The following is a 13316-nucleotide window of genomic DNA, read 5'->3' as shown; positions in this document are numbered from 1 at the left end:
CTCCCGTGATGCCGGGTGGAGTCTGCTGCGCAGTCGCCCGAGGTTCAGGGCATCGGCCCAGGTCACAGACTGTTCTGGGGCGGGTCAGCATCGCCTGTTCACGTGCGTGCAAGGCTGGGGGAGTGGCCAACCGACTCGCCTCCGCGACCTCGCCCTACCTACTGCAGCACGCTCAGAACCCTGTGGACTGGTGGGAGTGGGGGCCGGACGCGTTCGACGAGGCGCGGCGGCGGGAGATTCCTGTCCTCTTGAGCGTCGGCTATGCCGCGTGCCACTGGTGCCATGTGATGGCGCACGAGTCGTTCGAGGACGAGACGACGGCGGCGTACATGAACGAGCACTTCGTGAACATCAAGGTCGATCGGGAGGAGCGGCCGGATGTGGACGCGGTCTACATGGCGGCGACGACGGCGATGACCGGGTCGGGCGGGTGGCCGATGACGGTGGTGCTCGACCACGACGGCAACCCGTTCTTCGCGGGCACCTACTTCCCGGACCAGCCGCGCCACGGGCAGCCGGCGTTCACACAGGTGCTGCAGGCGCTCTCGGAGGCGTGGACGCAGCGGCGCTCGGAGATCGGGGCGGTGGCGGAGAACGTACGTCAGCACTTGGCCGCCATCTCCGGGGCGGCCGGAGCGGCGGGGGACTGGCAGGTGGACGTCGGTGCCGCGGTCGAGACGCTGGCGGGGGAGTTCGACCCGATGGCGGGTGGGTTCGGGGGTGCCCCGAAGTTCCCGCCGTCGATGGTGCTGGAGTTCCTGCGCCGGGTCGCGGAGACCGACTCGCGGGTTCCGCACATGCTCTCGCGGACCGTCGCCGCGATGGCCGGGGGCGGGATCTACGACCAGGTCGGGGGCGGGTTCGCGCGCTATGCCGTCGACCGCGGCTGGGTCGTTCCGCACTTCGAGAAGATGCTCTATGACAACGCGCAGCTGATCGGTCTCTACGCCCGTCTCGGCACCGAGCTCGGCGACCGGGTCGCGCGGGAGAGCGCCGACTGGATGATCCGCGAGCTCGGCACCGCCGAGGGTGGTTTCGCCTCCGCGCTCGACGCCGACAGCGAGGGGGTCGAGGGGAAGTTCTACGTATGGACCCCGGGCGAGCTCGTCGACGTCCTCGGTGCCGACGACGGCGCCTGGGCCGCGGAGGTCTTCGAGGTGACCGAGGCCGGCACCTTCGAAGAAGGTGCCTCGACCCTGCAGTTGCGGCACCGGCCCGACGACCCCGAGCGGCTCGAGTCGGTCAAGGCGCGGCTCCTCGCCGCGCGCGCCGAGCGCGTACGTCCGGCCCGCGACGACAAGGTCGTCGCGGCGTGGAACGGGCTGGCGATCAGTGGGCTCGTCGACGCCGGGCTGCTGCTGGGGGAGCGGCGATATCTCGACGCTGCGGTCGGGGCGGCCGAGCTGCTGGTGGGAACGCACTGTGTTGGTCTCGACACGCCTCCGCCTAGCGGCTCCGGCGGCTCGACCAGCGACGTACGCCTCCTCCGCGTCAGCCGCGACGGCGTGGCCGGCGCGCACGCCGGGGTGCTGGAGGACTACGGCTGCGTCGCGTCCGGATTCCTCGCGCTGACCCAGGCGACCGGGGATGCCACCTGGCTGGACCGGGCGACGAGCCTGATCGACACCGCGCTGGCTCACTTCCGTGCCGAGGATGGTGGCTTCTACGACACCGCCGACGACGCGGAGGCGCTGGTCACCCGGCCGCGGGACCCCTCCGACAACGCCAGCCCCGGTGGCACCGGCGCGATGGTCCATGCGCTCGTCACCGCGCACGCGCTGACCGGGGAGGGGCGGTACCGCACGGCCGCCGAGGAGGCGCTCGCGGCCACGAGCAACCTGATGACCAAGGCGCCCCGGTTCGCCGGCTGGTCGCTGGCCGCGGCGGCCACCATGAAGGACGGGCCGCTCGAGATCGCGGTCGTCGGCCCGCCGGGACCCGATCGCGACGCCCTCGAGACCGCTGCCCGGCGCAAGCCGGGCGCGGTGGTGGTGGTCGCCGACGAGGCCCGCGACGACATCCCGCTGCTGAGCGGTCGGACTCCCGTGGACGGGAGGGCGGCGGCGTACGTCTGTCGGGGGTTCGTCTGCGAGCGGCCGGTGACGGCGCCGGAAGCGATGTCCTGAGCCTGTCGAAGGGGCCTGGCGACGACGCCTACCTGATCCCGGGGAACTATGTGGTGATCCCATATGTCGGTGGCTGTGGAGAAGTGTAACTTCGGTCACATGACGGTCGATGTGGTGGCGTTCCTGGAGCTGCTGGCCGGGGATGCCGCGGAGGCCGATTTCGAGGGGCCCTCGCAGGCCGCGCGCACAGCGGGCGCGAGCGCCGAGGAGCAGGAGCGGATCGAATACGCCAGGAGCCTTGCGCTCCAGGTCAGGGACACCCTCGAGGCGCGCCGCCGGCGTGAGGGCGAGCTGGGAGCGCTGTTCGAGTCGGCCAACGACCTGGCGATGCTGACCAACCTGGAGGCGGTGCTGCAGGCGATCGTGACCCGGGCCAAGCAGCTGCTCAACAGCGACGTCGCCTATCTGACCCTCAACGACGAGCGCCGCGGCGAGTACATGCGGGTGACCGAGGGCATCCTGACGGTCGCGTTCCGGACGACCCGGATCCCCTTCGGGATCGGGCTCGGCGGCCTCGTCGCCCAGACCACCCGTCCCTACTCGACCGCCGACTACATCCCCGACGAGCGCTTCCGGCACGCCCCCGACATCGACGCCGCGGTCAGCGGGGAGGGGATCCGGGCCATCATCGGCGTACCGCTCCTGCTCGGCAGCCAGGTCATCGGCGTCCTCTTCGCCGCCAATCGCACCGTACGTCCCTTCGGGGACGAGGCGAGCGCCCTGCTCGTCTCCCTTGCCGCCCACGCCGCGATCGCCGTGGACAAGGCCCGGCTGCTGGAGGAGACCCGCGCCGCTGTGGCCGAGCTCGAGGTCACGACCCGCAAGCTGCAGGCGCGCAACGAGGCGGTCGAGCGCGCCGCCGACGCCCACGACCGGCTCACCCGGATCGTCGTCGAGGGCGGTGGCGTCGACGACGTCGTACGCAGCGTCGCCGAGGTCCTCGGCGCCCGGGTCGTCGTGCTGGACCTCGACGGGGAGGCCATCGCGAGCAGCGCCCCGGACCAGCCCGTCTCCGACTACGAGGCGGCCGTGACCAGGCGCAGCCTCGACCTGAGCCGCACCGCCGGCAGCGGTGACATATACGCCACCCCGGTCCTCGCCGGTGCCGAGCAGCTCGGCTCGATGCTCCTCGGCCCGCGCGAGGTCGACCGCGAGGACGGGGATCTGGACGACGGCGACCAGCGGATCCTGGAGCGCGCGGCGTTGGTGACGGCGCTGCTGCTGCTCTTCCGCCGCAGCGTCGCCGAGGCCGAGGGGCGGGTGCGGGGCGAGCTCCTCGACGAGCTCCTCTCCGGCACCACCCCGGGCCCGGAGACGCTGCGCGAGCGCGGCCGGCTGCTGCAGGCCGACCTGTCCAGGGACTATGCCGTCGTGGTCGCCGACGTTCCCGGCGACCGGGCCCGCGTCGGCCAGGCGGCGACGTTCGTCGCGGCCACCCACGACGGCTTCGCGGCGGTGCGCCAGGGGCAGGTGGTGCTGATCTTCCCCGACTGCGACGCCCGGGCCGCCGGCGAGCTGGTGGTCGAGGGCCTGCGCCTCTCGGCCGCCGCGCCGGTGACGGTCGGGGCGGCCGGCCCGGTGCCGGGGCCGCTGAGCAGCCCCGACGCCGTGGTGAAGGGCTACGACGAGGCCCGCCGCTGCCTGGCGGCCGCGATGACCCTGGGGCGCGAGGGTCAGGTGGTCACCGCCGAGGACCTCGGCTTCGTGGGGCTGCTGCTCGGCTCCGACGGCCACCCGGCGGCGTACGTCACCTCGCGGCTGGGTCCGGTGATCGACTACGACGCCGCGAAGGGGTCGAAGCTGGTGGAGACCCTGCGGGCCTACTTCGCCGCCGACCGCAACCTCACCCGCACCGCGGGTGCGCTGCACGTGCACGTCAACACCGTCACCCAGCGCCTGGAGCGGGTCACCCGGCTGCTGGGCAAGGGCTGGCAGGAGCCGGAGCGCCAGCTCGAAGTGCAGCTGGCGCTCCGGCTCCATCACCTGGTCGCCTAGAGCCCAGACCCGCCGAGTCGGCTCATCCTGACCGAATTCGCCGCCGAGTCGGCTCGTCATAACGAGCCGACTCGGCGCTGGATCCGGTCAGTTCGAGCCGACTCGGCGCCGGCGGCTCAGCCAGAGATGACGGGCGGTGCCCCAGATCCCGCGACGGAAGAGCAGCACCACGGTCACGAACACGCCGCCGGTGACGATCCCGATCCCGTCGAACCCGGACGAGGCCAGGTTGTCGGCGAGGATCACGATCAGACCGGCTCCGATGACCCCACCCCACAGCGTTCCGATGCCACCCAGGACCGTCATCAGGACGACCTCGCCCGAGGTGGCCCAGTGGAGCTCGGGCAGCGCCACGAACCCGTGCGAGACGGCGAAGACCCCGCCGGCGAGCCCGGAGAGCCCGGCCGAGAGCACGAAGACGATCAGCTTGTAGCGCTCCACGTCGTAGCCCAGCGCTCGTGCGCGGGGCGCGTTGTCGCGGATCGCGACCAGCACCCGCCCGAATGGGGAGTGCACGATCCGCCAGGCGGCCCACATCCCGAGCAGGATGATCGGCAGCGCTGCGTAGTAGAAGAAGAACGAGTCGGTCTCGACCGCCTCGATCCCGAAGAACGAGCGCGGCACGCCCTGGAGGCCGTTCTCCCCGCCGGTGAGCGAGGAGGCCTGGTTGGCGATGAAGAAGAGCATCTGCGCGAAGGCGAGGGTGACCATCGCGAAGTAGATCCCCGACCGCTTCACCGACAGGTAGCCGATCGGGACTGCCAGGATCATCGCGAACAGGGCCCCTCCGAGGACCGCCACGGGGAACGGCACACCGAGATGGATGGCGATCAGTCCGGTGGCATAGGCGGACCCGCCCCAGAACGCGGCGTGGCCGAACGAGAGCAGCCCGCAGTAGCCCAGCAGCAGGTCGAGGGCCACGGCGAAGAGCGCCCACGCGGCGATGTCCATCGCCACCGGCGGGTAGACGAACCACGGCAGCGCCAGCGCCGCCACCAGCCCCACTGCCAGCAGGACCAGTCGCTGCCACGGGCGTGCGCCCGTGATGGCCGCATGCTGCTCGGTGACGCTCGCACCGGCTGTCGCGATCGAGGTCATGCCGTCGCCTCCTCTCGGCCGAAGAGCCCGGCCGGCCGGGCCAGGACGACCACGGCCATCAGCACGAAGATGAGCACCTGCGCGAACGTCGGTGCGTACGCCTGCCCGAAGGCCTCCACGAGCCCGACCAGGAACCCGCCGACGACGGCGCCCACGATCGAGCCGAGCCCGCCGATCACCACGACCGCGAACAGGATGATGATGAAGTCGCTGCCCATCTCGGCGGTGATCGCCCGGAACGGTGCGGCCAGCACCCCGGCCAGACCGGCGAGCGCGACCCCGAAGCCGAACACCGGGGTCACCCAGCGCCCGACGTTGATCCCGAGCGCGCCGGCGAGCTCGGGCCGCTCGGTCGCGGCCCGGACGATCATGCCCACCCGCGTACGCGTCATCAGCAGCCAGACGCCGAGGCAGACGAGCAGCGCCACCCCGATCACGAAGAGCTGGTAGACCGGCAGCCCGACGCCGCCCAGCTGCACCCGACCGGAGAGCGCCTCGGGGCGCTCGTAGGGCAGTCCCGAGACCCCGTAGCGGCGTTTGACCAGGTCGACCAGCAGCAGGGTCAGCCCGAAGGTGAGCAGCAGGTTGTAGAGCGGGTCGAGCGGCAGCAGCCACTGCACCAGCAGCCGCTCGACCAGCATCCCGAAGACCAGCATCAGCAGCGGCACCACGATCAGCGCCAGCCACAGGCTCATCCCGACGGTGTCCAGGAGCACCGCGGCGGCGACCGCTCCCAGCATGTAGAAGGCGCCGTGGGCGAAGTTGACCACGCCCAGCACCCCGAAGATGACCGCCAGGCCGAGCGCGGCCAGCGCGTAGAAGCTGCCGGCCGCGAGACCTTGGACGGTGTACTGCAGAACCGCGTTCATACGAATCCTTCTGACCGATCCTTCTGGGAGCAGCTACATCGAGCAGCCGGACTCAGCCGCCGGGCGGAACGCCTCCTCGGCCGGGATCGTCTTGATGATCTCCTCGTAGTCCCAGTCCTCCTTGACGTCGTCCGGGCCCTTGACCCGGGCCAGGTAGACGTCGTGGACGACCCGGTGGTCCTCGGCGCGGATCTCACCGTTGCGCAGGAACATGTCCTCGACCTTCTTGCCCTCGAGCTCGGCGACGACCTTGTCGGCGTCGTCGGTGCCGGCCGCCTGGACCGCCTCGAGGTACTGCAGGGCCGCGGAGTAGTTGCCCGCGTGGGCGTACGTCGGCCGGTCGCCGGTCTCCTCCATGAAGCGGTCGGCCCACTCGCGGGACTTCTCGTCGAGGTTCCAGTACCAGGCGTCGGTGAAGATCGTGCCCTCGAACGCCTCGACGCCGAGCGAGTGGATGTCGGAGATGAACATCAGTCCGACGGCCAGGTCGATGCCCTGGTCCTTGAGCCCGGAGTCGTTGTACTGCTTGACCAGGTTGATCAGGTCGCCACCGGCGTGCATGGTGCCGATGACCTGCGGTTTCGCGGCTCCCGCCTTGGTGATGTACGTCGCGAAGTTGTCGTTCGGGAATGGCGTCGCGATCGTGCCCGCGACCTTGCCGCCGCCGGCCTCGATGGCGCCGGTGAACGACTTCACCATGTCCTGGCCGAAGGCGTAGTCGGGGTAGATCAGCTGCCAGTTCTTGTCGCCCTCCTCGGTGACGACGGTGCCGGTGCCGTTGGCCAGCATCCAGGTGTCGTACGCGTAGTGGAAGGTGTACTTGTTGCACTGTCCACCGGTCAGCTCGGTGGTCCCGGCGCCGATGTTCATGTAGAGCTTCTTCTTGTTCTTCGCCTGCGTCGCGACGGCCAGTGCGGCCGACGAGGTCGGCACGTCCAGGATCACGTCGGCGCCCTCGCGGTCGTAGAGCTCCTGGGCCTTGGTGTTGGCGATGTCCGGCTCGTTCTGGTGATCTGCCGAGGTCACCTCGATGTCGTCGACGACGGCCTCGTCGCCGTACTTCTCCTGGTAGTCGTCGATCGCCATCTGGATCGCGATCTTCGAGTTGGGGCCGGAGACGTCCTTGTAGACGCCGGAGGCGTCGTTGAGCAGGGCGAGGACCACCTTGTCGTCGGTGAAGTCGCCTCCGGAAGCAGCCGGTCCGCCGGCACCGCAGCCTGCGGTGACCAGGACGCCGGCCATCAGTATCGAGGCGCCGGCAGCTGTGCGTCGCTTGTTCATCGTGTCTCTCCTCGTGGGGTAGGGCTGTGCTCGATCTCTGGAGACGTACGTCAGATCCCGAGGTGTTCGAGTAGCTCGTCCTGACGTTCGACGAACTCGTCGTTGTCGAGGCTCTCGACCAGGCGGCCCTGGGCGAGCAGGTAGTGGCGGTCGGCGACGGTGGCGGCGAAACGTACGTTCTGCTCGATCAGGAGCACGCCGATGCCGGACTGCTTCGCGGTCCGCACGATGTCGCCGATCTGGGCGACGATGACGGGGGCGAGCCCTTCGGAGGGCTCGTCGAGCAGGAGCAGGCGGGCGCCGGTGCGGAGCACCCGGGCGACGGCGAGCATCTGCTGCTCACCGCCCGAGAGGGTCGTCCCACCCGCTCGCCGGCGGCTGCCGAGAGCCGGAAAGGCGTCGTAGACCTGCTCCAGAGTCCACGCCGACTCGGAGACCTTCGGAGGCAGCAGGAGGTTCTCCTCCACGCTCAGGTTGGCGAAGATGCCGCGGTCGTCCTGCACCCAGCCGAGCCCGGCGCGGGCCCGCTTGTGCGCGGGCAACGAGGTGATCTCGCGGCCGTCGAGCCGGATCGATCCGGTCAGGTGCTTGTGGAGGCCCATCAGGCAGCGTACGAGCGTGGTCTTGCCGGCGCCGTTGCGGCCGACGAGGGTGACGACCTCGCCCTCGCCGACGCTCAGGGTGGCCTCGCGCAGGGCCTGCGCCTCGCCGTACCACGCGCTCAGGTTCTCGATCTCAAGCACTGTGAGCCTCTCCGAGGTAGGCGGTGATGACGTGCGGATCCGCGCGGACCTCGTCGTAGGGGCCCTCGGCGAGCACCTGGCCCTGTTGCAGGACCGTGACCCGGTCGGCCAGCTGGCCGACGACGTGCATGTTGTGGTCGACGAAGACCACGGTGCGTCCGACGGCGATGCGCCGGACGAGCTCGATGGTGCGGTCGACGTCCTCGATGCCCATCCCCGCCGTCGGCTCGTCGAGGAGCAGCAGCTTGGGTTCGACGGCGAGCACGAGAGCGAGCTCGAGCGCCCGCTTCTGGCCGTAGGCCATCAGCCCGGTCGGCTTGTCGGCGAGCTCGGTCAGGCCGACCTCGGCCAGCAGCCGGTCGACCTCCTCGCGGCGCCGTCCCAGCAGCTTCTCCGAGCGCCAGAACCTCAGCCCCTGGTTGGTCAGCCCCTGGAGCGCGATCTCGACGTGCTCGCGCGGGGTGAGGTTCTCGAAGAGGCTGGTGATCTGGAAGGAGCGGGCCACCCCGTGGCGGGTGATCCGCTCCGGTGCCATCCCGGTGACGTCGTCACCGAAGACCGAGATCCGCCCGCCGGTGGGCTTGAGGAACCCGGTCAGCAGGTTGAACAGGGTCGTCTTGCCGGCGCCGTTGGGGCCGACGAGCGCGTGTACGGTGCCCTCGGCGACCTCCAGGTCGACGGAGCTGACCGCGCGGAAGCCGCGGAAGTCCTTGGTGAGACCCTCGGTCCGTAGTGCGCACCTCGGGGTCGATATGGTGCTCGTCACAGGGGCGACGGTAGGGAAGTGGTGAGACGTACGCCATAGGGGTTCGGGACACACTGGGCCCATCGGTTGTGTGGCTCATCTCCATGCCGGTCCGCTGGCGCGCGGCTCGCCGTCGCCCACATCTCGGGCGCCGGAGTTGTGTGCGGAGGCCACATGGCGCACGTCACATCGCGTCGCGATCCTTGAGCAATGGCCCCCACCCCCGTACGCAGATTCCTGACCGTCGGCTCGTCGCTCGCCCTCGCCGCCGCGGCCCTGGTCGTCGGCCAGGTGCCCGCGAGCGCGGCGCCGTCGACAGGCACCGCCGACTGCTCGTCGCTGGTCGGGCTGAGGATCCCCGCGCACCGCATCGGCCTGCCGACCACCGGTGCCGAGGTCACCGCGACGACCTCGATGCCGGCCTCCGGGACCGGCCCGACCGCGGTCCCGGCCTACTGCCGCGTCGACATCGCGATCCACCCGGTCGACCCCGCCGCCCCCGACATCCGGATGGGCCTGGCCCTGCCGCAGGGGTGGAACGGGCGGACGATGATGTTCGGCGGTGGTGGCTACAACGGCACCGTCCCCAACCTCGCCCAGAACGTGCCGTTCGGGCCGGTCGACCAGCGCACCCCGCTCGGCCGTGGCTACGCCACCTACGCCAGCGACTCCGGCCACCAGGCCGACACCGGTCGCCACCCGGTCGCCAGCCTGGACGGCTGGTTCGGCCAGAACGACGAGGCCGTGCGCAACTTCTCCGGTGACGCGCTCAAGAAGGTGCACGACACCGCGACGTACGTGATCACGAAGGCCTTCCGCCGCGCCCCCGGCACCGCCTACTTCGCCGGCGGCTCGACCGGTGGGCGGGAGGCTCTCGCCGTGGCGCAGCGCTGGCCGCGCGACTTCGACGGGGTGATCTCCGCCTACCCCGCCTGGAACGCCGCCACCCTCGACCTCTTCTTCGGCCGGATCACCCACGAGTTCGGCAAGCCCGGCGCGCACCCGTCGAAGGCGCAGCAGGACCTCGTCGCGCAGCGGGTCCTGGCCGCCTGCGACGGCGGAGACGGGCTCGCGGACGGGGTGATCTCCGACGAGGCCGGCTGCGACTTCGACCCGGAGACGCTGCTGTGCGGCGAGGGCGAGACGCCCGGCGACACCTGCCTCTCGCGCGAGCAGGTGGATGCGGTGGTCGCGGCCGACAGCAGCTGGCGGCTGCCCTACCGGGTGGCCAGCGGGGAGTGGGGCTATCCCGGGTTCCCGCTGCTGTCCGGGGCACGGATGTCGACCCCGGTGCTCGGTTTCGGCACCTCCGCGCCGGCCGACCCGATGCCGGTGACCGCAGGCTACGGCATGCAGTTCTGGAACCAGTGGGTGAAGTACTTCGTCGCTCGCGACCCGCGGATCAGCCCGTTCGCGATCGACCCGGCCGCCCCGGGGAAGTGGCAGCGCCGGATCAGCGAGCTGACCGCGCTCCAGGACGTCAACGACGCCGACCTGCGCCCGTTCGCCCGCTCCGGAGGCAGGCTGATCCTGGTCCACGGTGCCGCTGACGAGCTGGTCAGCCACCGCTCCACGATCGACTACTACCAGCGCGTCCAGCGGGTGATGGGCAAGCGGGCGACCGAGGGGTTCTCCCGGTTCTACCTGGTGCCCGGGGCCAACCACGCCAACTTCGCCCCGGTCGCCTTCTCCGCCTCCTACGACTCGCTCACGGCCCTGGAGAAGTGGGCCGAGCGCGGCGTCGCTCCGGGCGAGAACCAGGTGGTCGCCGACGGCAACACCGGAGCCGACCGCACCCGGCCGTTGTGCGAGTGGCCGACCTGGCCCGCGTACGTCGCTGGCGACGCCTCGGAGGCGAGCAGCTTCAGGTGCGAGATGTGACGGGTGACACCCCCGACCTTTCCAGTCCATCGGTCGAGATGGTTTCCTATCCCTCATGTCTGTTTGGCGCACCAAATCCATCGAGCAATCCCTTGCCGATGCCGAGACCCCGGAGTTCACGCTCAAAAGGCGACTCACCGCGGTTGACCTGACCGTCTTCGGGATCGGTGTCATCATCGGAGCCGGAATCTTCACCCTGACCGGTCGTGCCGCGGCCCTGTACGCGGGACCGGGCGTGGTCTTCTCGTTCGTCATCGCCGCGATCTGTTGTGGCTTGGCGGCACTGTGCTACGCCGAGTTCGCCTCGACCGTGCCGGTGTCGGGGTCGGCGTACACGTTCTCCTACGCCACCCTCGGCGAGATGCTCGCGTGGATCATCGGCTGGGACCTGATCCTGGAGATGGTCCTCGGTGCGTCCGTGGTCGCGCAGGGCTGGAGCAGCTATCTGGTGACGTTCCTCGAGGAGATCGGCCTCGGCTGGCCCGAAGGCTTCGGTCCGGACGCCAACGCCTCCTTCGGCCAGCCCAACCTGGCCGCGTTGCTGCTCGTGATCGTCCTGGTCGGCCTGATCACGATCGGCATCAAGGAGTCGCTGCGGGTCAACCTCGCGCTCGTGGCCGTCAAGCTCTTCATCGTCCTGTTCGTCATCGTCGCCGGCATGTTCTACATCTCCGGCGACAACTACGACCCGTTCATCCCCGAGCGCGCCGGTTCCGTCAGCGGCGAGGGCATCCACCAGCCGCTGATCCAGTGGGCCTTCGGTCTCGAGCCGCAGACCTTCGGCGTCCTCGGCATCATCTCGGCCGCGTCCGTGGTCTTCTTCGCCTACATCGGCTTCGACGTGGTCGCCACGACCGCGGAGGAGGCCAAGAACCCCCAGCGTGACCTGCCCCGAGGCATCATCGGCTCGCTGATCATCTGCACGATCCTCTACGTCGCCGTCGCGCTGGTCATCACCGGCATGGTGAAGTACGACGAGATCGACCAGGCCGCCGCGCTCGCCACCGCGTTCCGCGACGTCGGCCGAAGTGGCTTCGCGACCCTGATCTCCGCCGGCGCGGTCGCCGGTCTGACCACCGTGGTGATGACGCTGATGATCGGCGCCATCCGGGTCATCTTCGCGATGAGCCGCGACGGTCTGTTCCCGGTGAGGTTCGCGCACGTGAACCCGAAGACCGGCACCCCGATCCGGATCACCCTCACCGTCGGTGCCCTGGTCGCGGTGGTCGCCACCTTCACCCCGATCGGCAAGCTCGAGGAGATGGTCAACATCGGCACCCTGACCGCCTTCGCGCTGGTCTCGATCGCCGTGCCGATCCTGCGCAAGCGTCGCCCGGACCTGCCGCGCTCCTTCAAGGTGCCGTTCAGCCCGGTGCTGCCGATCGTCGCCGCGGCGATCTGCATCTACCTCACGCTCAACCTGAGCATCGAGACCTGGCTGCGGTTCCTGGTGTGGATGGCGATCGGCTTCGCGATCTACTTCCTCTACGGCTACCGCAACTCGCGGGTCGGCAAGGGCGGCGACGACAAGACCGTCGAGCCGCTGCACATGTGAGGCTCTCGTAGGTGAGGAAGGGCGCGCGGCCGGTGGCCGCGCGCCCTTTCAGTTCACGGCGTCCAGAAGCCGGTCGCCCAGGTCGGAGCGCAGGTAGAGGACCGATCTGCCGTGTCGGGCCGAGGTCAGCAGCCCGGCCGCGCGCATCGCCCGCAGGTGCTGGTTGACGGCCGTGGCGGTCACCCCGAGGCGTACGGCCAGCTCGGTCGAGGAGGCCGGGGCCTCCAGCAGGGTGAGGAGCCCGGAGCGGGTCTCGCCGATGAGATTGCGCAGCGCCCGCGGTGACTGCGGCCGGTCGCTCGTCCACAGGTTGCCGAGGCCGCGTGCCGGGTAGAAGACGACCGGCGGCTCCTCGGGTGAGATCGGCGTCGACGGGTTGCGGGTGAACAGGGTGGGCACCACGGTGAGCCCGACCCCCGCGGTCGTACGCCGGTAGTCCACCTTCGAGGTGTTGAGCCGGATCGCGAGGACGTCGTCGGAGAGGGTGACGCGGGGCGAGATGTCGGCGAACATCGCCGCCATGCCCGAGTGCACGATCGTCCGGCCGCGATGGACGATGTCGGCCTCCAGCACCGCTCGCATCCGCTGCCAGTGCGGCTCGAAGCAGGCGTCCCAGTAGTCGCGCAGCGCGGTGACGACGCGGCGCAGCACCACCTGCGGGCGTCCGCTCAGGACCGCGGGAGGACCGCCCTCGAAGTGGACCGCGTCGAGATCGCCGCGGACGCGGTGCGGAGGGGTCGCGGCGACCACCTCGAGCTCGTCCTCGAGCCGGGCGAGCGGGTTGCGCGGGCGCGGGTTGAGGAAGTCCGGCGTCCAGAGCCGCTCGTTGGTCAGCGCCAGCAGGGTCTCGCGATCCAGGTCCGCGGCGCCGACGGTGCGGAGCCAGGGCAGGTGGAGCGGGAACCGGCCGGGGTCGCGCAGCGCTCGCAGCGAGAGGGTGAGCTCGTTGAGCGGCGAGATGGCGAACCGGACCTCGCTCAGGTCGGGACCGGCCAGCTCGTACCTGATCATGAAGCAATACGC

Annotated in this window: 10 protein-coding genes; 4 read left to right on the top strand and 6 right to left on the bottom strand. The window is 70.3% G+C overall.

What is annotated here, in order from left to right; translation table 11 throughout:
- Positions 1-122: 122 nt before the first annotated feature.
- Positions 123-2126: a thioredoxin domain-containing protein gene (locus tag ACIRON_RS07020; RefSeq protein WP_402990774.1), complete on the top strand. Its 2004-nt coding sequence runs from the start codon at positions 123-125 to the stop codon at positions 2124-2126.
- Positions 2127-2225: 99 nt separating this feature from the next.
- The gene (locus ACIRON_RS07015) at positions 2226-4121 is read left to right on the top strand and encodes a helix-turn-helix domain-containing protein (RefSeq protein ID WP_402990771.1); all 1896 of its coding nucleotides are present in this window, start codon (positions 2226-2228) and stop codon (positions 4119-4121) included.
- Between the two features lie 87 nt (positions 4122-4208).
- Here the strand turns inward: ACIRON_RS07015 and ACIRON_RS07010 are convergent, their stop codons facing one another.
- Genes ACIRON_RS07010 through ACIRON_RS06990 form a run of 5 tightly spaced genes read right to left on the bottom strand, consistent with a single transcriptional unit; the run spans position 4209 to position 8878 of the window.
- Positions 4209-5219, bottom strand: coding sequence for a branched-chain amino acid ABC transporter permease (locus tag ACIRON_RS07010; protein WP_402990768.1), 1011 nt, complete (start codon positions 5217-5219; stop codon positions 4209-4211).
- Entirely contained in the window at positions 5216-6088 is an 873-nt protein-coding gene (locus ACIRON_RS07005; protein ID WP_091050343.1) for a branched-chain amino acid ABC transporter permease, read from the bottom strand. Before ACIRON_RS07005 ends, ACIRON_RS07010 begins: the two co-directional genes overlap by 4 nt.
- Before the next feature lie 33 nt (positions 6089-6121).
- Positions 6122-7369 carry an ABC transporter substrate-binding protein gene (locus tag ACIRON_RS07000; protein WP_402990764.1) on the bottom strand — a complete coding sequence of 416 codons (1248 nt, stop codon included), beginning with the start codon at positions 7367-7369 and terminating at the stop codon, positions 6122-6124.
- 50 nt (positions 7370-7419) lie between these two features.
- The gene (locus ACIRON_RS06995) at positions 7420-8112 is read right to left on the bottom strand and encodes an ABC transporter ATP-binding protein (RefSeq protein WP_402990760.1); all 693 of its coding nucleotides are present in this window, start codon (positions 8110-8112) and stop codon (positions 7420-7422) included.
- Entirely contained in the window at positions 8105-8878 is a 774-nt protein-coding gene (locus ACIRON_RS06990) for an ABC transporter ATP-binding protein (RefSeq protein ID WP_402990757.1), read from the bottom strand. The genes ACIRON_RS06995 and ACIRON_RS06990 overlap by 8 nt, the downstream gene beginning before the upstream one ends.
- Positions 8879-9067: 189 nt before the next feature.
- On the opposite strand from ACIRON_RS06990, the gene ACIRON_RS06985 reads away from it, so the two are divergent.
- Positions 9068-10738 (top strand): tannase/feruloyl esterase family alpha/beta hydrolase, encoded by a 1671-nt coding sequence (locus ACIRON_RS06985; RefSeq protein ID WP_402990754.1) that lies wholly within the window; start codon positions 9068-9070, stop codon positions 10736-10738.
- A gap of 55 nt (positions 10739-10793) precedes the next feature.
- Complete coding sequence (locus ACIRON_RS06980; RefSeq protein WP_402990751.1) at positions 10794-12293, top strand: amino acid permease; 1500 nt, start codon at positions 10794-10796, stop codon at positions 12291-12293.
- 48 nt (positions 12294-12341) lie between these two features.
- Here the strand turns inward: ACIRON_RS06980 and ACIRON_RS06975 are convergent, their stop codons facing one another.
- The gene (locus ACIRON_RS06975) at positions 12342-13304 is read right to left on the bottom strand and encodes a DUF5937 family protein (RefSeq protein WP_402990748.1); all 963 of its coding nucleotides are present in this window, start codon (positions 13302-13304) and stop codon (positions 12342-12344) included.
- Positions 13305-13316: the final 12 nt, after the last annotated feature.

This window comes from Nocardioides sp. NPDC101246, assembly GCF_044767415.1.
GTDB lineage: Bacteria > Actinomycetota > Actinomycetes > Propionibacteriales > Nocardioidaceae > Nocardioides.
Note: the sequence above shows the minus strand (reverse complement) of the source record. Positions and strands in the feature narration are given on the sequence as shown.